Genomic DNA, 21,483 nt, shown 5'->3' on the forward strand with positions numbered 1-21,483 from the left:
CTAGGTGAGGTAGGGGAGGAGGGCCGCTTTGGGAATGGCCCCCTCCCGAAGCACCTGGCCTGTGCGCAGGTCCACCACGCTGGAGGCGAGCCCCCCGGCCTCCCCCGGAAAGACGAAGTCCACGGGGAAGGCCCGGGCCTCGGCCTCGGTGCGCACGGGGGGTTCGCCGCTTCGGTTCAGGCTCGTGGCGGCGGCATGGCCCCCCACCCGGCGGAGGAGCTCCCGCAAAAGGGCGTGGTCCGGCATCCTGAGGCCCACGGAGCCGTCCTTGCTGATCCAGGGGGGGATGGCCTTCCCAGGGACCACCACGGTGAGCCCCCCGGGCCAGAAGGCCTCCGCCAGGCGCAAAAACTTCCCTTCCAGGGGGCCGAGGTCGGCAAGCCTCAGGGCGCTTTCCAGGTCCGCCACTAGCACCTGGAGGGGCTTGTCCTCGAGCCTCCCCTTGACCTCGTAGATCCTTAGGCAAGCGGCCTCGTCCTCCATGCGGGCCAGCACTCCCCAGACCGTGTCCGTGGGGAAGGCCACCAAACCCCCTCCCTTGAGGATCTCCGCCGCTTTGGCCAGGGCCTCCTGGTATACTGCTTCCATGCCGATCTACCAGTATAAGGCCCGGGACCGCCAGGGCCGTCTGGTGGAGGCCACCATTGAGGCCGAGGACCTCCGCACCGCCGCGAGGCTCCTCCGCGACCGGGGCCTCTTCGTGGCCGAGATCAAGGAGCCGGGGAAGGGCCTCCAGGCCGAGGTGCGCCTTCCCGCCTTGGAGAGGGGCCCCGGCCTCAAGGACCTCGCCATCTTCTCCCGGCAGCTCGCCACCATGCTGGGGGCGGGCCTCACCCTTCTTCAGTCCCTGGCCATCCTGGAGCGCCAGACGGAGAACAAGAAGTTCCGGGAGATCCTCAAGCAGGTGCGCGCGGACATAGAGGGCGGCATGGCCTTCTCCGAGGCCCTCTCCAAGCACAAGCTCTTCTCCCGCCTCTACGTGAACCTGGTGCGGGCCGGGGAGACCTCGGGCGGCCTGGACGTCATCCTGGACCGCCTGGCAAGCTTCCTGGAGAAGGAGCTGGAGCTAAGGGGCAAGATCCGCAGCGCCATGACCTACCCGGTCATCGTCTTCGTCTTCGCCGTGGGCGTGGCCTACTTCCTCCTCACGGGCATCGTGCCCCAGTTCGCCCAGATCCTCACCGACTTAGGCTCCGAGCTCCCCCTCCTCACCCGCTTCCTCATCGCCCTTTCCGACTTCCTCCGGGCGGCCACCTTGCCCCTCCTCCTCCTCGCCGTGGTCCTCTTCTTCGCCTACCGCTGGTACTACGGCACTCCCCAGGGGCGTAGGGTCATTGACCGCATCAAGCTCAGGGTGCCGGTTTTCGGCAACCTCAACCGCAAGACCGCCGTGGCCCGCTTCTCCCGCACCCTGGCCCTTCTCCTCTCCAGCGGGGTGAACATCGTGGAGGCCCTGGACATCACCAAGGGGACCGCGGGCAACAGCGTGGTGGAGGAGATCGTGGAGGCCGCCAAGCTGAAGATCCAGCAGGGCGACCCCTTGAACCTCACCCTGGCCCAGCACCCCTTCGTCTTCCCGCCCATGGTGAGCTCCATGGTGGCCATCGGCGAGGAGACGGGGGCCTTGGACACCCTGCTCTCCAAGATCGCCGACTTCTACGAGCGGGAGGTGGACGAGGCGGTGGCGAGCCTCACCGCGGCCATTGAGCCCCTCATGATCATCTTCCTGGGCGTCATCGTGGGCATGATCGTGGCCGGGATGTTCCTGCCCCTCTTCAAGATCATCGGGACCCTCTCCGTGCAATAAGCTTCTCCGCCACCTCCGGGGGAACCGGCATCACGGAAAGCCGGTTCCCCCTTCGCACCAGGGGGTGGTCCGGGGGGAAGAGGGCCTTGAGCTCGGCGAGGGGGAGGAGGGGCCACTTCTCCACGAAGGCCACCTCCACCGTGTACCAGCGGGGCTTCTCCGGGGTGGCCTTGGGGTCGTGGTAGGGGCTTTCCGGGTCAAACTGGGTGGGGTCAGGGAGGAGGGTGCGCACCACCCGGCAAAGCCCGGCGATCCCCGGGGGGGTGGTGCCCGAGTGGTAGAAGAAGCAGAGGTCGCCCTCTTTCATCCGCATCAGGTAGTTCCGGGCTTGGTAGTTCCGCACCCCGTCCCAGACGGCCCGGCCTTCCCGCTCCAGGTCCTCAATGCTGTAGACCTCGGGTTCGGACTTCAAGAGCCAGTAGGCCATGGGGGAAGTCTAAAGCCCCCTTTAGCCCCAGCAAAGCCCCCTTTAGGGGGGAGGAGCTACGTTTAGGGGGTGCGTGGTTTAGCCCTGCTCCTGCCTCTTCTCGCCGCCTGTTCCCTGACCCTCGAGGTGGTCTACCCGGGCCACCGGATCGCTCGCCTGGAGACCCAGCCCACCTACTGCGCCTACGGCAACACGCGGGTGGACTACCGCTTTTATCTGGAGGGAAGGGTGGACCGCTTAGAGTTCTACTGGGTCCCCGAGGGGAAAGCCCCTTGGGAGGCAGCGCCGCAGGAGCGTTCGGCCCTAGGGGGACCCATCTACGGGGGCCATGTCCGGGGTTTCGTGGAGGTGACCCCGGATGGGAGCATCCAGGCGGTCTCCTTGGTTTCCCCCCAAGGCGCCTCCCTCCCCCAGGGCATCGGGGTGGAGCCCGCCCTGCCTGACCGCAGGCTCTGGCTTCGGGGGTTCACTGGGGGGGTCGCCGGGCCCTACGTGGCCGCAGCCAACCCCGTGCGCGGGGATGCCTCCTCTTTCTGCGACCCTTCCTGGTAGGCTGGGTCCATGGCGCTTTCCCGGGCGCAAGGGGTTTTGGACGAGCTCAAGGCGCTTTTCGGCCCCCGGGCCCTCCTTTCCCGGGCGGCGAAGGAGGTCTACCGCTACGACGCCATCCTGGTGGGGCCTGAACCCTTGGCCGTGGTCCTGCCCGAAAGCCGGGAGGAGGTGGCCGCTTTGGTCCGCCTGGCCCGGCGGCACGGGGTGGCGCTGGTGCCCCGGGGGGCGGGAAGCGGCCTCTCCGGCGGGGCGGTCCCGGAGGAGGGGGCCATCGTGGTGGCCTTCACCCGGATGACCCGCCTCGAGGTGGACCCCCACACCCAGACCGCCTGGGCCGAGCCCGGGGTGACCACGGCCAGGATTTCCGAGGCGGCGAGGCCCTTCGGCCTCTTCTACCCCCCGGACCCCGCCTCCTACCGCACCAGCACCTTAGGGGGGAACCTGGCGGAAAACGCCGGGGGGCCCCTTTGCTTCAAGTACGGGGTCACCGGGGACTACGTTTTGGAGCTGGAGTTCGTGGACGCCTGGGGCGAGGTCCACCGCCTGGGCCGCGGGGCCTACGACCTGCCCGGCCTTCTCATCGGTTCGGAGGGCACCTTGGGCCTCATCACCGGGGCCAGGGTGCGGCTTCTTCCCTTGCCCCGGCACCGGGCCGCCCTTCTGGCCCACTTCCCCGGGGTGGAGCCCCTGGCCGAGGCGGTTTCCGAGGCGGTGGCCTCGGGGGCCGTGCCCGCCCGCATGGAGTTCATGGACCCCGCCTGCGCGGGCGCCGTGGAGGACTACCTGAGGATGGGCCTGCCTCGGGGCCGGGCCCTCCTCCTGGTGGAGACGGACGGGGAGGAGGTGGACCTCGTGGAGGAAGAGCTTTCCCTGGTGGAGGCGAGCGCCCGCCGTCATGGGGCCGAGGTGGTCCGCGCGGCGGGTGAGGCGGAGGCCGAGGCCCTCTGGCGGGCCCGGCGGGCGGTGAGCCCCGCCTTGGGCCGCATCCGCCCCAAGCGGGTGAACGAGGACATCGCCGTGCCCCGCTCGGCCCTGCCCCAGGTGGTGCGGGAGATTGAGGCCCTGGGAAGGGCCTTCGGCCTGGTGGTGGTGCAGTTCGGCCACATCGGGGACGGAAACCTTCACCCCAACATCCTCTTTGACCCGAGGAGGGAGAGCGAGGAAAGGGTCTGGGAGCTCGCCCACGAGATCGCCCGGGTGGCCTTGAGGCACGGGGGGGTGCTCTCCGGGGAGCACGGCATCGGCCTCATGAAGCGGGGCTTCATGCCGGAGGCGGTGGACCCCGAGACCCTGGGGGCGCTCCACCGGGTCAAGGAGGCCTTGGACCCCACGGGCCTCTTCAACCCCGGCAAGGTGCTTCCCTAGGGGCGATGGGCTTTTTTCACGCGGTTTTTACAGGGGTCTAGGGAGAATGGACCCATGGAGGGTGCCTACCGCCTCCTCTACGCCCTGGCCTGGGTGGGTTTGCCCCTGGGCGTGGGGCTCCAGCTTTGGGCCAGGCCTCCAAAAGGCGGAGAGTGGGCCTTTTACCCCCTTTTCGCCTTCCTCTTCCTCCTCGCCCTCGGGCAGGGGCCCAGGCGGGCCCCCCGCTTCTTGGCCCACGCCCTGGGGGCTTACCTCCTCTTTGAGCTTTGGCGGGGAAGGGACTTCCCTTGGGCGGTGGGTTTCTGGTCTCCCTCCCTTTACCTCCTCCTGGCCTTCGCCTACCCCTTGCCCGTGGCCCTCGGCCTGGGCCTCCTTTGGGCGGGGCTTTTTTCCGCCTTCGCCCTCTGGGCCGTGGGAAAGCCCACCTGGCTCTGGGGGCACTTCGCTTTAAGCCAGCCCGTCCTCCTCGCCCTCGCCCTCCTCCTCGCCCGCTTCCGGGAGCTCTACGGCCAGGCCCGCTTCTGGAAGGAGCAGGCCCTCACCGACCCCCTCACGGGCCTCCCCAACCGCAGGGCCTTGGAGATGGCCTTGGAGCGGGAGGCGGCCCGGGTGGAGCGGGGCGGGCCCCCCTTCGCCCTGGTCCTTTTGGACCTGGACGGCTTCAAGCAGGTAAACGACGAGCGGGGCCACAAGGAGGGGGACCGGTACCTCAGGCGGGTGGCCCGGGTCCTGGTCTCGGGGGTGCGCCGGGGGGACCTCGTGGCCCGGTGGGGCGGGGACGAGTTCGCCGTCCTCCTCCCGGGGACGGGGGAAAAAGAGGCGGTGGAGGTGGCGGAGCGGCTTTGGCGCCGCCTCCAGGAGGAGGGGGTCTGGGCGAGCCTGGGGGTGGCCGTCTACGCGGGGGACCTCGAGGACCTCTTCCTACGGGCCGACCAAGCCCTCTACCGGGCCAAGGCCCTGGGGAAGGGCCGGGTGGTCCTTGCCCCGCCTCAGGGCAAGCGGTAGCCCGCCTCCTGGAGGACGCGCCGGGCCCTTTCCCGCTCCTCCCGGGTGGCGAAGGAGAGGCGGAGGGCCCCCGCCGCCTCCCGGATGGTGAGGACCTCTATGTCCTTGATGTTTACCCCCGCCTCGCCCAAGGCGGTGGCGATCCTGGCGATCTCCCCGGGCCGGTCCGGGACCTGGACCACGAGGTCGTGCATCTCGGGGAGGAGGCTTCGGCGCACGATGGGGAGGCTGTCCCGGGTGCGCTTGGCCTCTTCCGCCGCCTTAAGAAGCCTTTCGGGCTCCTCCAGGAGGCCTTCCAGCTCCAGGAGGACCTCCCGGAGCTCCTCTATGGCCTCCTTCAGGGCCTCTTTGTTTTCCACCACCATGTCCCGGCTCATCCTGGGGGAGCCGGAGGCCACCCGGGTGAGGTCGCGGAAGCCCCCCGCCGCCAGGAAGATGAGGAGGTCCTTGTGGGGGCTTCGCGCCACCATGCGGTTCAAGGCCACGGCGAGGAGGTAGGGGAGGTGGGAGACCCGGGCCACGAGCTCGTCGTGAAGCCCGGGGGGCATCTCCAGGGGGTAGGCCCCCAGGGCTTCCACGAGCCCCCGCACGCCCTCCCGGGCCCTGGGGCTCGTCCGTTCCGTGGGGGTCAGGACCCAGACGGCGTTCTGCAAAAGCCCGGCGTGGGCGTTCTCCACCCCGGCCCGTTCGCTTCCCGCCATGGGGTGCCCCCCCAGGTAGTGGGGGAGGAGGCCTTCCAGGGCGGCCACCACCTTGGCCTTCACGCTTCCCACGTCGGTCCAGAGGCTCTCTGGGTGGGCCCAGGGGGCGAGGGCTTCCCCCAGCTCGGCCAGTGCCCCCACGGGGGCGGCGAGGACCCCGAGGTCAAGCTCCCCCACCCAGGGGCCCACCTCGGTGTGCACCCGGTCGGCCACGCCGAGAAAGAGGGCCTTCTCCAGGGCCAGAGGGTCTTGGTCGTAGGCGTGGACCTCCTCGGCGAGGAAGCGCTCCTTAATCCCCAGGGCCACGCTCCCGCCCAAAAGGCCCACGCCGAAGACCCCGACTTTGCCGAAGAGGGGCCTCATCCCAGGACGGGGGTGGCGAGGGTCTTGTCCAGGGCGGCCACCAGGCGGCGCACCTTGTCCATGAGCTCGGCGAACTCGTGCTCGTGGAGCTGTTGCGCGGCGTCGGAAAGCGCCTTCTCCGGCTCGGGGTGGGTCTCCACGATGAGGCCGTCGGCCCCCGCCGCCAGGCCCGCCAGGGCCAAGGGGATGACCCAGTCCCTCTTGCCCGCCGGGTGGGAGGGGTCTATCCAGACGGGGAGGTGGGTCCAGCTCTTGAGGACGGGCACGGCGGAGACGTCCAGGGTGAAGCGGGTCGCCTTCTCAAAGGTGCGGATGCCCCGCTCCACCAGGATCACCCGCATGTTGCCCCGGGAGAGGATGTACTCCGCGCTCATGAGGAACTCTTCCAGGGTCATGCTCATCCCCCGCTTGAGGAGGACGGGCTTGCCCGCCTCCCCCACCGCCTGGAGGAGGGCGAAGTTCTGGGCGTTCCGCGCCCCGATCTGGAGGACGTCGGCGTACTCGGCCACGAGCTCCACCTGCTCCGGGGAGAGGACCTCGGTGACGATGGGGAGCCCCGTCTCCCTCTTGGCCTCGGCGAGGATCTTCAGGCCCTCGAGGCCCAGGCCCTGGAAGGCGTAGGGGCTCGTGCGGGGTTTGAAAGCTCCCCCCCGGAGCATGTGGGCCCCGTGGGCCTTCACGTAGCGGGCGGCCTTTAGGGTCTGCTCCCGGGACTCCACCCCGCAAGGGCCTGCCGCCACCATCACGTGGCCGCCCCCCGTCTTCCCCGTGGGGAACTCCAGGACCGTGGGGAAGGGCTGGACCTCGAGGCTCGCAAGCTTGTAGGGCTTGGAGATGGGGATGACCTCGGCCACCCCCGGCAGGGCCCGGAAGTGCTCCATGAGCTCCGGGGTGGGCCCCCGGCCGATGGCCCCCACCAAGGTGGTCTCCACGCCCCGGGAGACGTGGGGCCGGTAGCCCACCTTCTCAATCTCCCGCACCACTTCCTGAAGCTCCTCTTCTGTGTGCCCCCGCTTCATCACGATCAGCATGGCTTCCCTCCCAAAAACCTTGGGCGCCCCCTTTAGGGGGCGCCCTTTTCGCGGTATGGCCTACGCGGACCGCAGGGCGCCCCCGGCGGGGTAATAAAAGCCGAAGTAGCGCCCTAGGGTCCACATAGTTGGTCTAGAGTCTAAGGGGAAGGCGGGGGCTCCGTCAAGACCCGGGCCAAGGCCCCGGTGGGGTCGGGGTGCTCCCCGGGGGGAACGCCGGGAGGGGCGAGGAGGGTGTAGCCCAAAAGCCCCGTGGCCCCAGGGGGCGCCTTGCGCCTTGGCGCCCAGGTGTTCGCCCCCACGTGGTGGTGGTAGCCGTCCCAGGCGAAGAAGAGGGCCCCGGGGTAGGTGCGCAAGGTCACCTCCATGCCGAGCTTCCCGCTAAAGAAGGCCTCCGCCGCCGCCAGGTCCTCCACGTGGAGGTGGAGGTGCCCAAGAAGGGTTTCGGGGGGAAGGGGGGTGGGGTCCGGGTTTTCCGCGAGGAGCTTTTCCAGGTTCAGGGGCGCCGTGAACATGAGGGGGCCTTTGGGCCATGCCCCTTGGGGGCGGTCCCGGTAGAGCTCCAGGCCGTTCCCCTCGGGGTCGCGGAAGTAGAGGGCCTCCGAGACCCCGTGGTCCGCCGCCCCTTCAAAGTGGGCCCTAGCCTCCAGGAGCCTGCGGAAGACCCCGGCGAGGGCCTTGCGGTGGGGCAGGAGGAGGGCGAAGTGGTAGAGGCCTAAGGAGGGGTAGGGCCTTAAGGGGGCCTCGGGGTCGTGGAGAAGCTCCAGAACGAAGCCCTTCCCCTCGGGGAAAAGCCGGTAGCGGGGCGGGTCGGCCTCCGCCTTTAGGCCCAGAAGGCCTTGGTAGAAGCCCAGCTGGGCCTTCAGGTCCCGCACCCTGAGGGTGAGGCCGAGAAGCCGCCTCACGGGCGGATTTCCCCTTCCATTCTCCACAGGCCCCAGAGGTAGGCCGCCACCGGGGGTACGTGCAGGAGGATCAGGACGGCCCGGGTGTCGGGGCGTGGGGTGGCGGCGAAGGGCGGGAAAAGGAAGAGGACGAAGACGAGGAGGGCCAGGCCCGTGGCCCGGAGGGCGTGCCGAAGCGAGGCGGGCACCATCTAGACGTTTACCTCTTCTTTCGCCTTCACCGCCTCGGTGTCCACGCTGAAGCGCACCTCCTCGCCCACGAGAAGCCCCCCGGCCTCCAGGGGCATGTTCCAGGTGAGGCCGAAGTCCTTGCGGTTCAGCTTCCCCTCAAAGTGGGCGGCGATGCGCTCGTTCCCCCAGGGGTCCTTCACGGGGCCGTGGGTTTCCACCTCAAAGGCCAGGGGCCGGGTCACCCCCCGGATGGTCACCTCTCCCTCCACCCGGTAGCGGCCCTCCCCCAGGGGGGTGATCCTCTCGCCCCGGAAGACGATCTCCGGGTGGTTGGCCACGTCCAGGAAGTCCGGGGAGCGGAGGTGGTTGTCCCGGTCGGCCACGCCGGTGTGGATGCTCGCCGCGTCCAGGCGGGCCTCCACCCGGAGGGGCTTCCCGGTCTCGTCGGTTTCCACGTACCCCTCTTTGAGGTTGATTGTCCCCTTTACCGTGGCGATCATCATATGCCGCACGGCGAACTCCACGCTGGTGTGGGTCGGGTCAAGGTTCCAACGCATCCTTACACCTCCTTGGGCCCAGGGCCCAAGGCTACGCTACTTCAACCGCTATGAAATGTCAAGCGCTATTCGGGATAGTAAAGGGGCCGGAAGGGAAGCCCCAGGGCCTCGGCGAAGGCCTCGAGGCCCAGGCGGTCCGGCTCCTCCAGGTGGTAGCGGAAGTTCCAGAGGTAGTGCTCCATGAGAGCGGGGTGGACGCCAAGCCTTTCCGCCTCCCCTCGCGCCACCTCGCCGAGCCTCGCCAGGCCTTCCCGCCGGGCCCGCCTCAGGGCCTGGACCAAGGGCTTGGGGGGCGGGTTTTCCCTCCGGTAGGCCCAGACGGCGAAGACGAAGGGGAGGCGGGTCCTCCGGAACCAGAGGACGGAGAGGTCGGCCACCTGGACCCCGCCCAGGCTTGTGGGGAGGGCGTGGGGGGTTTCGGGGATCTCGGGAAGGAGGGCGGCGTAGGCCCTTATGGCCCGGTCGCCGATAAGGAGAACGCCGTCGTGGGCGGAAAGGAGCTCCAGCTCCCCCTTCGTCTGCTCGTAGCGGGGCTCGGCCCCGGCCTCCTTCAGGAGGAGCTTTAGAAGGGCCACGCTGGTGGCGCTTTCCGTGGTGAGGGCCACCCGCTTGAGGTCGGCCAGGGGCACGCGGTGGAAGAGGTTCACGGAGTAGACCGGCCCGAGCACCGCCACGGAGAAGTCCGGCAATAGGCCCAGGGCCTCCTGGTGGCGGAGGTAGGCGTAGCTGGAGGCCAAGGACAGGTCCAGCTTCCCCTCCAGGAGCCAGGCGTTGAGGGTGGTGGGGGGCGCGTGGACCACGGAGAAGCCCTCCGGCCTGAGGAAGCGGACCAGGGGGGCCACGTTGGCGTAGGGGGGAAACCCCACCCGCAGGGGCCTCATCCCTCCCTTCCCCTCCTTGGTCCGGGGAAGCCGGGTGGGCTCACGCCTCCACCCGGTCCCAGACCCGCACCTCCCGGTAGAGGGCGTCCCGCTCCACGGGGAGGCGGCCCGCCATAAGGATAATGCGGGCGAGCTCCCGCTTGGTGAGGCCCTGGGGCGTGGGGCTTCCCGCCATGTGGACGATCCTCTCCTCAATGAGGGTGCCGTCAATGTCCGTGACCCCCCAGTCCAGGGAGACCTGGGCGAGCTCGGGGGTTAAGGTGGCCCAGTACCCCTTGATGTGGGGGAAGTTGTCCAGGTAAAGCCGGGCCACGGCCAGGTTTTTAAGGTCGTCCAGCCCCGTGGTGAACTCCTTCTTGCCCAGCTCCCGGGCGAGCAGGTTCCCGTCCGGCTGGAAGGCCAGGGGGATGAAGCTCATGAAGCCCCCCGTCTCGTCCTGGAGGCGGCGGAGGCGGTCCATGTGGTCCAGGCGCTCCTCCAGGGTCTCTATGTGCCCGTAGAGCATGGTGGCGTTGGTGGGGATGCCGAGCTCGTGGGCGGTGCGGTGGACCGCAAGCCACCCTTCCGCCGAGACCTTGGCCCGGGCGATCCTCCTCCGCACCCTCTCGGCGAAGATCTCCGCCCCACCCCCCGGCATGGCGTCCAGGCCCGCCTCCTTCAGGGCCTCTAGGACCTCCCGGTAGGGGAGGCGGGCGATCTTGGAGAAGTGGTGGATCTCCGCCGCGGTCCAGGCCTTCACCTGGACCCCGGGGAAGTTCTCCTTCAGGGCCCGCACCAGGTCCAGGTAGTAGGAGAAGGGCCTTTTGGGGTGGTGGCCCGCGGTCATGTGGATCTCGGTGAGGCCAGGCTGGTAGCGCTCCTTGACCCAGGCCACCACCTCGTCCACCTCAAAGTCCCAGGCCCCTTCCTCGCCGAAGCGCCTCTGGAAGGCGCAGAAGGTGCACCCCACGTAGCAGATGTTGGTCTGGGAGACGCGGATGGAGTGGACGAAGTAGGTCTTGTGCCCGTGCTTCCTTTCCCGCACCAGGTTGGCGAGGCGCATGAGGGTGGGGAGGTCCCGGGTCTCGTAGAGCACGAGGCCGTCCTCAAAGGAAAGCCTTTTCCCCTCCATCACCTTCTCGGCGATGGGGAGGAGGCGGGGGTCCCGGATGCCTCTCACGCCCCGGAGTCTACTCCTCTAAGAGGCGCCGGACCAGGGCCTCCACCTCTTTCCTCCGCCCCCCCACGCTCTTCTCGGGGAGGAGGTTTCGCAGGTAGCGGTCGGTGAGGAGGAGGTCCACGTAGGGGTAGACCGTGGCCGCCATCACCGCGTCCAGGAGGTCGGAGGGGCGGGGCCTGCGGTGGCTGTCGGAGGCCATCCGGGCGAGGAGGTGGGCGAGGAGCCTGACGAAGGGCACTTCCTCGAGGCCGGCGCGCGCCTTGACCTCCTTTAGGGCCAGGGCGTGGGCCTCCCCGTAGGGAAGCCCCCAAAGGGCCTCGGGAAGCCCCAGGAAGGGGGAGAGGTCCGCGGGGTGCTCCCAGCTGCCCTCCTCGGAGAGGAGGTCCTCCCGGTACACCCCCCGCTTTTGCCTTGCGGCCACCTCCTGCCAGGGCCGGACCCAGTAGCCCCCCGAGAGGGCGGCGAAGACCTCCTGGAGGGCGGGGAGGAGGTAGCCCGCCTTCTCCTCCGGGCCCCTTTGGGGAAAGAGGGTTTCCAGGACGTGGAAGGGGCTTGGGGGGGCGAGGGCTTTCCCCTTGAGGGCCAGAAAGAGCTGGCCGAAGGCCTCGTGCCCCTTCTGGCCCAGGAGGTGCTTGGCCATGCGGCTGGCGTGGTTTTGGTCCAGGTAGACCAGCACCTACTCCTTGGCCCGGGCCAGCCAGAGGGCGGCGCTCAGAAGGGCCACCCCCCCGGCGAAGAGGAGGAAGTCCAGGGCCGCCTGGGGTTTGAAGGCCAGGGCCTTCTCAAAGAACTTCACCACCAGGATCATGACGATCACCTGGCCCAGCTTGTTCTTGAGGTCGGCCAGGCTCTCCACGGCCAAGACGTTGTCCAGGGGCACCTCCAGCTTGCCGATGAAGAGCTCAAAAAGACCCGCGCCAAAGATGAGGAAGACGGCGGAGAGAAGGGCCAGGTCCACGGCGCCCACCAGGGCGGGGAGGGCGGCCTCGAGGCCCTGCCCCAGGGCGGAGGCCGCCTCCAACAGGGCGTGCCAGGCGAAGTAAAAGGCCCCGAGGAGGAGGCCTACCACGGGCAGGACCATGGTCCAGCGCGCCAGGTTGGCCAGGGTGTTCCAAAGGCCCATGGGACGATTCTAGGGCACGTAGGGCGCGGGACCTGGGGTCAGGGTGGAGGTCCTCTCCACGAGGAGGGGCTCAAAGCGCACCTCCCGGGGCGGGCCCGCGTAGCCTTGCATCCTCTCCAGAAGGAGCTGGGCCGCCCGGGCCCCCATGGCCTCCACGGGCTGGGCGATGGTGGAAAGCCCCACCTCCTCGGCGAAGGGGTGGCCGTCAAAGCCGAGGACCCGCACCTCCCGGCCCACAGCGAGGCCCAGGCGCTCCGCCTCCTCCAGGACCCCTAAGGCCACCTGGTCCGCCCCGGCGAAGACGTTGAGGGGCGGGGAGGCCTTTTCCAGGAAGTGGCGGAGGGCGAGGCGCCCCCCCTCCTGGGAGAGGCGGGTGACGTAGAGGTGGTCTTCCGGGAAGGGGCGGCCCGCCTCCTCCAAAGCCTCCCGGAAGCCCGCCAGGCGCTCGGAGAAGACGGTGTGGCGGAAGGCCTTGTCGGGCTCCTCCTCCACCTTGATGGCGAAGATGGCCCCGGGAAAGCGGGCCAGGTACTCCCCCGCAAGCCGCCCCCCCAGGCGGTTGTCCAGGTAGACGGAGTCGTACCGGGGGTTTTTGGCGTCCACCAGGACCACGGGGCGGTCGGTGGGGAGGCGGCCTTCCTCAAAGTGCTCCGTGAGGTCGTAGGAGGCCAGGATGAGGCCGTCGGTGAGGTAGGCCAGGGTGGAGCTTTCCAGGTAGCGCCTGAGCCGGGCCTGGGAGAGGATGGGGAAGAGGGCGAGGTCGTAGCGCTTTTCCAGGAGGACGCCCTCTATGCCTTCCAAAAGCCTGCGGTAGAACTCCGTGGCCACGAAGGGGAGGAGGACGCTCACCGTGTAGCTCCGCCCCCCCGCGATCCTGCGGGCGTGGGGGTTTGGGGTGTAGCCCAGCTCCTCCATGGCCCTAAGCACCCGGGCCCGGGTCTCGGGGCGCACCGCCGGGTGGTTGTTGAGCACCCGGCTCACCGTGCCGAGCCCTACCCCTGCCCGGGCGGCCACCTCGTGGATGGTGGGTTGCTTTCTCCTCATGGCGTGTGGAAGCGCTTCATGGAAACTTCCACCCTGAGGATACCCCAGGGCCCGGGCCTTTGCAAGAATGGGGGCATGGTCTACCTCCTCCTGGCCTACCTCCTGGGCTCCTTGGTGGGGGGGCTCCTCCTCTTCCCCGAGGTGCGGGGGAAGGACCTCCCCGGGGGCTCGGGGGTCTTCCGCCGGAAGGGCCCCTGGGCCGCCTTGCTGGTGGTCCTCTTTGACCTGGGGAAAGGGGTCTTGGCCGCCCTCCTCACCCCGCCCGCCCTCCGCCCCTGGGCGGGGGTGGCCCTGGTGGCGGGCCACAACTGGCCCCTCTTCTTCCGCTTCCGGGGAGGCGGGGGGATCGCCCCTTCCCTGGGCTTCTTCCTGGCCTGGTTCCCCCGGGAGACCCTTTGGGCCACGGCCCTGGGCCTTTTGGTGGCGGGGGTCTACCACCTCGCCTACTGGCGGAAGGGGCGGAAGGGGATTTACCCCATCCCCTTTGGGGCCGCCTTCGGCTACCTGGCCCTTCTCCTCCTGGCTCCCCCCGAAGGCCGCTGGGGGGCCCTTGGGGTGGCGGGGGTGGTGGCCCTAAGGGGCCTGCAAATCCTTAAGGGAAGGTGGTAGCTTTAGGGCATGAAGATCCTGCGCTTTAACGAGGGCCGCTGGGGCATTTTGGAAGGGGAGCTGGTCCTGGAGACGGACGCCCCGGGGGGCAACCCCACGGGCAGGCGGTACGACCTCGCCTCGGTGCGCCTCCTGGTGCCCGCCACCCCCAGCAAGATCGTCTGCGTGGGGCGGAACTACCGGGAGCACATCCGGGAGATGGGGCACGACTTCGGGGAGGACCTGCCCCAGGAGCCGGGCCTTTTCCTCAAGGCCCCCAACACCCTGGCCCACCCCGCCAACCCCCGCGACCCGGAGAACACCGGGGACAGGGTGCCCTACCCCTTCTTCACCCAGGAGCTTCACTACGAGGGGGAGCTTGCCGTGGTCATCGGGGACAGGATGCGCCGCGTTCCCCCGGAGAAGGCCCTGGACCACGTCCTGGGCTACACCATCGCCGTGGACATCACCGCCCGGGACGCCCAGAAGAAGGACCTCCAGTGGGTCCGGGCCAAGAGCGCCGACAAGTTCCTCCCCTTGGGCCCCTGGCTGGAAACCGATCTGGACCCCCAGAACACCTGGGTCCGCACCTACGTGAACGGGGAGCTCCGCCAGGAGGGGCACACCTCCCAGATGATCTTCAGCGTGGCGGAGATCCTCTCCTACATCTCGGGCTTCATGACCCTGGAGCCTTTGGACGTGGTCCTCACCGGGACCCCCTCCGGCGTGGGGGCCCTGAACCCCGGGGACCGGATTGAGGTGGCCGTGGAGGGCGTGGGCACCCTCCACACCCGCATCGGCCCCAAGGAGGAAAAGCCGTGGTAGAGGTCCTGGATCTCGGATTTCATTCGGAAAGGGTCATCGCCAGCTTCCTCCTCAGGACGAAGGAGGGCCCCATCCTCATAGAAACGGGCCCTGAGAGCACCTATCCCCGCCTGGTGGCCGCCTTGGGGGAGCGAGGGGTGGCCCCCGAGGAGGTGCGCCACGTCTTCGTGACCCACATCCACCTGGACCACGCGGGGGCGGCCTGGCGCCTGGCGGAGCTTGGGGCCACGGTCTACGTCCACCCCAGGGGCGCCCCCCACCTCGTGGACCCCTCCCGGCTCCTCGCCTCGGCGGAAAGGATCTACGGGGACGGGCTCAAGGCCCTCTGGGGCAAGGTCCGGGGGATTCCGGAGGAGAGGGTGCGGCCCCTCGCCGACGGGGAGGTGGTGGCCGTGGGCGGCCTCGAGGTCCAGGCGGTGGAGACGCTGGGGCACGCTTCCCACCACCACGCCTACCGGGTGGGGGACCTCGTCTTCGCCGGGGACATCGCCGGGGTGCGCATCGCCCCCGGGCCGGTCCTCCCCCCCACCCCACCCCCCGACATCCACCTGGAAAGCTGGTACGCCTCCTTGGACCGCCTCCTCGCCCTGAGGCCCAAGGCCCTCTACCTCACCCACTTCGGCCCCTACGGGGACGTGGAGGCCCACCTCCAGGCCCTCAGGGAGACTCTGGAGGCCTGGGCGGGCTGGGTGCTGCACCGCCTGAAGGAAGGGCTTTCCGAGGAGGAGATGGTCCGGCGCTTTGAGGCCTACTGGCACGAGGGCCTTAGGGGGGCCGGGGTGGACGAGGCGGGCATGCGCCTGTACGCCCTCGCCGATCCCCCCTTCATGAACCTCCAGGGCCTCGTGCGCTACTGGCAGAAGCACCACCCCGAGGCTTTGGAGGGTTAGGTGACGCCCTTTCCCTTGGGGCGGCCCGCCCGGATGGCTGTCTTCGCCTCCGGGCGGGGGACGAACCTCGAGGCCCTCCTCGAGGCCTTCCCCAAGGGGCACCCCTTGGGGGAGGTGGTCCTGGTCCTCTCCGATAACCCCGAGGCCTTCGCCCTGGAGCGGGCGAGGAGGCGGGGGGTGGAGGCGGTGGCCCTCCCCTGGCGGGGGCGGCGGGCCTTTGAGGAGGAGGCCTTGGGGCTGTTGGCGGAGAGGAGGGTGGACCTCGTCCTCCTCGCGGGGTTCATGCGCCTCCTCTCCCCCCGGTTCGTGGAGGCCTGGTACGGCCGCCTCCTCAACGTCCACCCCTCCCTCCTCCCCGACTACCCGGGGCTTCACGTGCACCGGCGGGTCCTGGAGGCGGGGGAAAAGGAGACGGGCTCCACCGTCCACTTCGTGGACCAAGGGATGGACACGGGGCCCATCCTCCTCCAAGGCCGGGTGCCCGTCCTCCCCGGGGACACGCCGGAGACCCTGGAGGCCCGGGTCCTCCGCCTGGAGCACGGGCTTTACCCTAGGGCCGTGGCCCTCCTCCTTTCCGGCCTCGCCTTTCCCCCGCCCCAGGACCTGAAGGCCCGGCTCGGGCAGGAGGCGGCGGGGGTCTTCCAAGGGCTTTCCCCCCGGGAGAAGCCCCTATACCTCAGGGCCTGGGCCCTCCTTCGCGCCTGGGGGCGGGAGGCGCTGGTGGCCCCCGCCTTTTTGGGCCAAGGGGGGGAGTGGGGCCGGGGCGCCTTCCTCGCCGCCCACCTCCTGGCCCAGGACCACCCCGCCTTGAGGGCCGAGGTGGCCTCCCTCCCGGAGGCGGTGCGCCGGGAAGTGGAGGCGAGCCTAAAGCGGGTAGAATCCTCCCTATGAAGGTCCTCGTGGTGGGTGGCGGGGGGCGGGAGCACGCCCTCCTCTGGAAGGCGGCGCAAAGCCCCCTCGTGGAAAGGCTCTACGCCGCTCCCGGCAACGCCGGGATGGAGGCCCTGGCGGAGCTCGTCCCCTGGGGCGGGGACGTGGAGGCCCTGGCGGACTGGGCCCTCGCCGAGGGCATAGACCTCACCCTGGTGGGCCCGGAGGCCCCCTTGGTGGAGGGCATCGCCGACGCCTTCTTGGAGCGGGGCCTCCTCGTCTTCGGCCCCACCCAGAAGGCGGCCATGATTGAGGGCTCCAAGGCCTTCGCCAAGGGCCTCATGGAGCGCTACGGCATCCCCACGGCCCGCCACCGGGTCTTCCGGGAGCCCCTGGAGGCCCTGGAGTACCTGGAGGAGGTGGGGGTGCCCGTGGTGGTCAAGGACTCCGGGCTCGCTGCGGGGAAGGGGGTCACGGTGGCCTTTGACCTGCACCAGGCCAAGCAGGCCGTGGCCAACATCCTGAACCGGGCCGAGGGGGGGGAGGTGGTCATAGAGGAGTACCTGGAGGGGGAGGAGGCCACGGTCCTAGCCCTCACCGATGGGGAGACCATCCTGCCCCTCCTTCCCTCCCAGGACCACAAGCGCCTCCTGGACGGAGACCAGGGGCCCATGACCGGGGGGATGGGGGCGGTGGCCCCCTACCCCATGGACGGGGCCACCTTAAGGCGGGTGGAGGAGGAGATCCTCAAGCCCCTCATCGCCGGCCTGCGGGCCGAGGGGGTGGTCTACCGGGGGGTGGTCTACGCCGGGCTCATGCTCACCCGGGAAGGGCCCAAGGTGCTGGAGTTCAACGCCCGCTTCGGCGACCCCGAGGCCCAGGCCCTTTTGCCCCTCCTGGAGAGCGACCTGGTGGAGCTGGCCCTGCGGGTGGCCGAGGGGAGATTGGGGGGGGTAGAGCTTTCCTGGAAGCCGGGGGCCGCGGCCTGCGTGGTCCTGGCCGCCCCGGGCTATCCGGAAAGCCCCCGGAAGGGGATTCCCCTCCAGGTGCCCGAGCCTCCAGAGGGGGTGCTGGTCTTCCACGCGGGCACAAGGCGGGAGGGTGGGGTCTTGGTGAGCGCCGGGGGGCGGGTGCTCAACGTGGTGGGGTTGGGACAGGACCTCAGGGAGGCCCTGGAGCGGGCCTACGCCTACATCCCCCGGGTCGGCTTTCCCGGCGCGGTGTACCGGAGGGACATCGGCTTTAGGGCCCTCAAAGGCTCCAGGGCCTGAGCCCCTCCGCTGTCCGAAGGCAGGCCAGGCGCGCCGCCTCGAGGGTGCGCACCCCCGCCGCCTCCAGAAGGGGGAGGAGGTGGCGGAAGACCTCGGCCACCAGCCGGGCGTCGCCGAGGGCGGTGTGCCTTCCCGAGAGGGGGAGACCGAAGCGCGCCGCCAGGGCCTCGAGGCGGGGGTCGGTCCCGGGGAGGAGGAAGCGGGCGAGGAGGTAGGTGTCCAGGAGGGGAAACCCCTTGAGGGCCGGGAGGAAGGCCAGGTCCACGTGGGCCTGGTGGGCGAGGAGGACCGTGCCCTCGAGGAAGGCGAGGAAGGTGGGGAGGGTCTCTTCCAGGGTGGGCCTGCCCCTCAAGGCCTCGCGGCTCAGGCCGTGGAGGGCCTGGGCCTCCCGGCTCACGGGGCGGCCGGGGTCCAGGAGGAGCTCCAGCTCCGCCCCGAGCCTTCCTCCCACCAGCCGCACCGCCCCCAGGGCCACGGGCCGGTCCCGGGTGGGGTCCAGGCCGGTGGCCTCCAGGTCCAAGGCGGTGTAGACCAGGCGTTGCAGGGGCGTCTTGGGGTTCATCGCAGGCCAAAGCGCAGGCGCAGGTGGCCCTGGGCCGTCCGCACCGCCCGGAAGGCCTCCAGGACCCGCCACCTCTCCAAGGGGGAGAGGGCCTTGGGGGAGAGGGCCCCTTGCCCCCCAAGCTCCGCCCGGAGCCTCAGGCGGAAGAAGAGGCCGAAGCCCTCCCCCAGGAGCTCGGCCGTCTCTTCGCTCAGGGCCCCCGCCCGGGAGGCCGCCCGCAGGCGGTCCAGGGTGTGCCGCTCCGGGCTTCCGGTGTACACGGCGTAGAAGCGCGCCAGGAGCACGATGGGGAAGAGGCCGTGCCGTTTGGGCTCCAGGGAGGGGGGCAGGCGCCCGAAGGGGGTGGGGGGCGGGGGGAAGGCTAGGGCCGAGCGGGCCAGGTGGTGGAGGAAGACCCCCCTTTGCGCCCGGGCGAGGAGCTCGGCCTCGAGGGGCCTTAAGTCCAGCTTCCCTCCCACCTGGCGCAGGTCCAGGAAGGCCTGGGCCTTGAGGAGGGCCTCGGGCTCCGGGGCTTCGGTCCAGCCCCAGAAGGCCTTCAGGAAGGCCTCGAGGTCCATCCGCAGGCGGGTGGCCATGTAGCCCCCGGGGCAGGGGGGAAACCCGGCCGCCAAGAGCCCCCCCACCACCCGCTCGGCCAGGGCCTGGAAGTAGGGTTCGTGCCCGGATTCGGCGTAGAGGAGGGCGTTGTCCTGGTCCGTGAGGAGGGCCTGCTCCCGCCGCCCCTCGGAGCCCAGGACCAGGAAGGCGTAGGGCGTGGGGGGCGGGCCCAAGGCCTTTTCCGCCTCGCTCAGGAGCCTCCGCACCAGGGCGTCGTTGAGGCCCGCCACCAGCCTGCCGATCTCCAGGGCCCCCGCCCCCGCCTCCAGGAGGGTTTGCACGAGCCCCGCCACCTCCCTGGCGTAGCCCTCGAGGGCCAGGCCCTCCACGCGCCGGAGGAGGAGGAGGGGGAGCTGGGCCTCCCGCCGCACCAGGTCGGTGTGGGTCACCATCCCCACCACCCTCCCCCCCTCCAATAGGGGCAGGTGGTGGATCCCCCGCTCCACCATGAAGGCCACCGCCTCGAGGAGGGGCGTGGTCTGGGGGAGGGCGAGGAGGGGAAAGGAGGCGGCCTCGGCCAGGGGCGCCTCCAGGGGCCTGCCCTCGGCCACCCACCGCCTCAGGTCCCGGTCGGTGAAGATGCCCGGGGGGTCTCCCTCCACCAGGAGGCTGGAAACCCCGTGGGCCTGCATCCGGGCCGCGGCCTCCCGGACGCTCAGGCTCCCCGGGGCCCAAAGGGGGGCGCGGGTGGCCAGGGCCCCCACGGGGAGGGAGGCCCCGGCCCCCGGTGCCCCTTCCTCTGACCTAAGGGTCCGCATGCCGGTTTTCGCAAGGAGCACCTGAGAAGTTGAGAAACCCCTTTTGGGGCCCCCGCCGCGGCTTTAGCCGCGGCGGGGTGCTTAGTCCCCCCCGCCCAGGTGGAGGCGACGCTCCACCTCCAGGTACTTCTCCTCGGCTTCCCTCTCCCGGGTGGCCAAGGAGACGAGCCAGCCCGCCAGGAAGCCCAGGGGGATGGAGACGATCCCCGGGTTCTTCAGGGGGAAGATGGGGGCCGCGTGCTTCAGGATGTCCACCTGGATGGTGGGGGAGAGGTAGATGAGGACCACGGCGGAGAGGGTTCCCACCAGGATGGCCGCCACCGCCCCGGCCGTGGTGAAGCCCCTCCAGAAGACGGAGTAGACGATGGCGGGCAGGTTGCCGCTTGCGGCGATGGCGAAGGCCAGGCCCACGGTGAAGGCCACGTTCTGCCCCTTGAAGGCGATGCCGAGGAGGATGGCCAAGGCTCCCAGGACCAGGGTGGCCATCCGGGCCACCCGCAGTTGCTCTGCTTCGGGGGCGTGCCCTCCCCGGATCACGTTGACCCAGAGGTCGTGGGAGAGGGCGGCGGCCCCGGAGAGGGTGAGGCCGGCCACCACCGCCAGGATGGTGGCGAAGGCCACGGCGGCGATGAAGCCCAGGAAGGGCGTCCCCCCGAGGGCCTCGGCCAAGAGGGGCGCGGCCATGTTCCCGCCCTTGTCAATGGCCTTGATGGGGTCGGGCCCCACGAGGACCATGGCCCCGAAGCCGATCACGAAGGTGAGGAGGTAGAAGAACCCGATGAAGAGCGTGGCCCAGGTGACCGAGGTCCGGGCGGCCTTGGCGTCGGGGACGGTGTAGAAGCGCATGAGGATGTGGGGCAGGCCGGCGGTGCCCAGCATGAGGGCAAGCCCCAGGGAGACGGTGTCAATGGGATTGGCTACCAGCTTGCCCGGGGCGAGCACCTGGTCCCCGTACTTGAGGGCCGCCTCGTGGAAGAGGGCGATGGGGTTGAGGCCAAAGCGGGCGAGGACCAAAAGGGCGAGGAGTAAGGCCCCACCCAGGAGGAGGACGGCCTTGACGATCTGCACCCAGGTGGTGGCCACCATCCCCCCGAAGAGGACGTAAAGGATCATCACCACCCCCACGAGGACCACCGCGGCCTCGTAGGGGAGGCCGAAGAGGAGCTTGATCAGGTTGCCCGCCCCCACCATCTGGGCGATGAGGTAGAGGGCCACCACCGTCAGGGTGCTGATGGCGGCGGCGCTCCGGACCGGCACCTGGCGCAGGCGGTAGGCCACCACGTCGGCGAAGGTGTACTTGCCGAGGTTGCGGAGGGGCTCGGCGATGAGGAACATGACCACCGGCCAGCCCACCAGGAAGCCGATGGAGTAGAGGAGGCCGTCAAACCCCGAGAGGGCCACGAGCCCGGCGATGCCGAGGAAGCTCGCCGCCGACATGTAGTCCCCCGCCAGGGCCAGGCCGTTTTGGAACCCGGTGATGCTCCGCCCGGCGGCGTAGAAGTGCTCCGTGGTCTTGGTCCTCCTCGCCGCCCAGTAGGTGATCCCCAAGGTGATGGCGATGAAGAGGAAGAAGAAGAGGATGGAGACGGCGTTGGGTTGGCCGAGCGCGGTCGTGGGCATGCTTCACCTCCCGAGGAGCCGCCTCACCCGCTCGTCGTAGTAGGTGTTGGCCCAGCGGGTGTAGATCCAGTTGAGCACCCAAGCCGAGACGATGACCAAGGCCCCGAGGAGGATGCCCAAGCTGAGGCCGGGGACGATCTGCCTCCCCATGAGCTCCTTGGCGTAGGCCACGAGGAGGACGAAGCCCAGGTAGATGGCGAGCATGACCCCGGTTAGGGTGAGGGCCATGCGCCACCGTTCGGCCACGAGGGTTTCCAGCTCCTTCTCCTGCATTCTACACCTCCCCCGCTAGGCCTGGGTATGGGGCCTGGCCCCAAGGGGTTTCTGCCTAGCGGTTAGACCTGAAGCTAGTCGGGGCAAGGGGCGTTGTCAAGAAAAGGGGGCTTTGCGGGTATGCGCAAAAGGAGCGGT

General features: G+C 69.8%; 25 protein-coding genes. 9 read left to right on the plus strand and 16 right to left on the minus strand.

Going from position 1 to position 21,483, the window contains the following annotated elements; all coding sequences use genetic code 11:
- A complete protein-coding gene (locus BLP62_RS03155) occupies positions 1-588 on the minus strand; it encodes an L-threonylcarbamoyladenylate synthase (RefSeq protein WP_093005782.1) in 588 nt (195 codons plus the stop codon).
- On the opposite strand from BLP62_RS03155, the gene pilC reads away from it, so the two are divergent.
- Entirely contained in the window at positions 587-1,807 is a 1,221-nt protein-coding gene (gene pilC, locus BLP62_RS03160; protein WP_093005784.1) for a type IV pilus assembly protein PilC, read from the plus strand. The genes BLP62_RS03155 and pilC overlap by 2 nt on opposite strands.
- Here pilC and BLP62_RS03165 read toward each other — a convergent pair.
- Positions 1,782-2,234, minus strand: a complete 453-nt coding sequence (locus BLP62_RS03165) for an EVE domain-containing protein (RefSeq protein WP_093005786.1) — start codon at positions 2,232-2,234, stop codon at positions 1,782-1,784. The two genes, pilC and BLP62_RS03165, sit on opposite strands and share 26 nt — an antisense overlap.
- A gap of 69 nt (positions 2,235-2,303) precedes the next feature.
- On the opposite strand from BLP62_RS03165, the gene BLP62_RS03170 reads away from it, so the two are divergent.
- Genes BLP62_RS03170 through BLP62_RS03180 form a run of 3 tightly spaced genes read left to right on the plus strand, consistent with a single transcriptional unit; the run spans position 2,304 to position 5,156 of the window.
- Positions 2,304-2,786: a hypothetical protein gene (locus BLP62_RS03170; protein WP_093005788.1), complete on the plus strand. Its 483-nt coding sequence runs from the start codon at positions 2,304-2,306 to the stop codon at positions 2,784-2,786.
- 9 nt (positions 2,787-2,795) lie between these two features.
- Positions 2,796-4,151 (plus strand): FAD-binding oxidoreductase, encoded by a 1,356-nt coding sequence (locus BLP62_RS03175; RefSeq protein ID WP_093005790.1) that lies wholly within the window; start codon positions 2,796-2,798, stop codon positions 4,149-4,151.
- 54 nt (positions 4,152-4,205) lie between these two features.
- The gene (locus tag BLP62_RS03180) at positions 4,206-5,156 is read left to right on the plus strand and encodes a GGDEF domain-containing protein (protein WP_093005792.1); all 951 of its coding nucleotides are present in this window, start codon (positions 4,206-4,208) and stop codon (positions 5,154-5,156) included.
- Here BLP62_RS03180 and BLP62_RS03185 read toward each other — a convergent pair.
- The 10 genes from BLP62_RS03185 to BLP62_RS03230 all read right to left on the minus strand — a co-directional run bounded on the left by BLP62_RS03185 (position 5,141) and on the right by BLP62_RS03230 (position 13,091).
- Positions 5,141-6,220, minus strand: coding sequence for a prephenate dehydrogenase/arogenate dehydrogenase family protein (locus BLP62_RS03185; RefSeq protein WP_093005794.1), 1,080 nt, complete (start codon positions 6,218-6,220; stop codon positions 5,141-5,143). The genes BLP62_RS03180 and BLP62_RS03185 overlap by 16 nt on opposite strands.
- Positions 6,217-7,251, minus strand: a complete 1,035-nt coding sequence (gene aroF / locus BLP62_RS03190; RefSeq protein WP_093005796.1) for a 3-deoxy-7-phosphoheptulonate synthase — start codon at positions 7,249-7,251, stop codon at positions 6,217-6,219. The genes BLP62_RS03185 and aroF overlap by 4 nt, the downstream gene beginning before the upstream one ends.
- 140 nt (positions 7,252-7,391) lie before the next feature.
- Positions 7,392-8,156: a VOC family protein gene (locus BLP62_RS03195; RefSeq protein WP_093005798.1), complete on the minus strand. Its 765-nt coding sequence runs from the start codon at positions 8,154-8,156 to the stop codon at positions 7,392-7,394.
- Positions 8,153-8,347, minus strand: a complete 195-nt coding sequence (locus BLP62_RS03200; protein ID WP_093005800.1) for a hypothetical protein — start codon at positions 8,345-8,347, stop codon at positions 8,153-8,155. The genes BLP62_RS03195 and BLP62_RS03200 overlap by 4 nt, the downstream gene beginning before the upstream one ends.
- Positions 8,348-8,884 carry a YceI family protein gene (locus BLP62_RS03205; protein WP_093005802.1) on the minus strand — a complete coding sequence of 179 codons (537 nt, stop codon included), beginning with the start codon at positions 8,882-8,884 and terminating at the stop codon, positions 8,348-8,350.
- 65 nt (positions 8,885-8,949) lie between these two features.
- Positions 8,950-9,765, minus strand: a complete 816-nt coding sequence (locus BLP62_RS03210; protein ID WP_093005804.1) for a menaquinone biosynthetic enzyme MqnA/MqnD family protein — start codon at positions 9,763-9,765, stop codon at positions 8,950-8,952.
- A 40-nt stretch (positions 9,766-9,805) separates the two neighbouring features.
- A complete protein-coding gene (gene mqnE / locus BLP62_RS03215) occupies positions 9,806-10,924 on the minus strand; it encodes an aminofutalosine synthase MqnE (RefSeq protein WP_093005806.1) in 1,119 nt (372 codons plus the stop codon).
- A gap of 10 nt (positions 10,925-10,934) precedes the next feature.
- Complete coding sequence (locus BLP62_RS03220; protein WP_093005808.1) at positions 10,935-11,600, minus strand: hypothetical protein; 666 nt, start codon at positions 11,598-11,600, stop codon at positions 10,935-10,937.
- Positions 11,601-12,047 (minus strand): YqhA family protein, encoded by a 447-nt coding sequence (locus tag BLP62_RS03225; RefSeq protein WP_093005810.1) that lies wholly within the window; start codon positions 12,045-12,047, stop codon positions 11,601-11,603.
- 9 nt (positions 12,048-12,056) lie between these two features.
- A complete protein-coding gene (locus BLP62_RS03230) occupies positions 12,057-13,091 on the minus strand; it encodes a substrate-binding domain-containing protein (protein ID WP_093005812.1) in 1,035 nt (344 codons plus the stop codon).
- Between the two features lie 75 nt (positions 13,092-13,166).
- Here BLP62_RS03230 and BLP62_RS03235 point away from each other — a divergent pair, with 75 nt between their 5' ends.
- From BLP62_RS03235 to purD, 5 genes are read left to right on the plus strand one after another with little or no spacing between them, the layout of a single operon-like run.
- Positions 13,167-13,700: a glycerol-3-phosphate acyltransferase gene (locus BLP62_RS03235; protein ID WP_093005882.1), complete on the plus strand. Its 534-nt coding sequence runs from the start codon at positions 13,167-13,169 to the stop codon at positions 13,698-13,700.
- 9 nt (positions 13,701-13,709) lie between these two features.
- Entirely contained in the window at positions 13,710-14,504 is a 795-nt protein-coding gene (locus tag BLP62_RS03240; protein WP_093005814.1) for a fumarylacetoacetate hydrolase family protein, read from the plus strand.
- On the plus strand, positions 14,498-15,394 hold the full coding sequence (locus BLP62_RS03245; protein WP_093005816.1) for an MBL fold metallo-hydrolase: 897 nt from the start codon (positions 14,498-14,500) through the stop codon (positions 15,392-15,394). The genes BLP62_RS03240 and BLP62_RS03245 overlap by 7 nt, the downstream gene beginning before the upstream one ends.
- 33 nt (positions 15,395-15,427) lie before the next feature.
- Complete coding sequence (purN, locus tag BLP62_RS03250) at positions 15,428-16,285, plus strand: phosphoribosylglycinamide formyltransferase (protein ID WP_093005884.1); 858 nt, start codon at positions 15,428-15,430, stop codon at positions 16,283-16,285.
- Positions 16,282-17,535: a phosphoribosylamine--glycine ligase gene (purD, locus tag BLP62_RS03255; RefSeq protein WP_093005818.1), complete on the plus strand. Its 1,254-nt coding sequence runs from the start codon at positions 16,282-16,284 to the stop codon at positions 17,533-17,535. The genes purN and purD overlap by 4 nt, the downstream gene beginning before the upstream one ends.
- Here the strand turns inward: purD and BLP62_RS03260 are convergent.
- The 4 genes from BLP62_RS03260 to BLP62_RS03275 all read right to left on the minus strand — a co-directional run bounded on the left by BLP62_RS03260 (position 17,516) and on the right by BLP62_RS03275 (position 21,345).
- Positions 17,516-18,097, minus strand: coding sequence for a 3'-5' exonuclease (locus tag BLP62_RS03260; RefSeq protein ID WP_093005820.1), 582 nt, complete (start codon positions 18,095-18,097; stop codon positions 17,516-17,518). The two genes, purD and BLP62_RS03260, sit on opposite strands and share 20 nt — an antisense overlap.
- The gene (locus BLP62_RS03265; RefSeq protein WP_093005886.1) at positions 18,094-19,452 is read right to left on the minus strand and encodes a DUF294 nucleotidyltransferase-like domain-containing protein; all 1,359 of its coding nucleotides are present in this window, start codon (positions 19,450-19,452) and stop codon (positions 18,094-18,096) included. Before BLP62_RS03265 ends, BLP62_RS03260 begins: the two co-directional genes overlap by 4 nt.
- An 81-nt stretch (positions 19,453-19,533) precedes the next feature.
- The gene (locus tag BLP62_RS03270; RefSeq protein ID WP_093005822.1) at positions 19,534-21,072 is read right to left on the minus strand and encodes a sodium:solute symporter family transporter; all 1,539 of its coding nucleotides are present in this window, start codon (positions 21,070-21,072) and stop codon (positions 19,534-19,536) included.
- 3 nt (positions 21,073-21,075) lie between these two features.
- Positions 21,076-21,345 carry a DUF485 domain-containing protein gene (locus BLP62_RS03275; protein WP_093005824.1) on the minus strand — a complete coding sequence of 90 codons (270 nt, stop codon included), beginning with the start codon at positions 21,343-21,345 and terminating at the stop codon, positions 21,076-21,078.
- Positions 21,346-21,483 lie beyond the last annotated feature (138 nt).

The sequence above is a fragment of the Thermus arciformis genome (genome assembly GCF_900102145.1).
Lineage (GTDB): Bacteria > Deinococcota > Deinococci > Deinococcales > Thermaceae > Thermus > Thermus arciformis.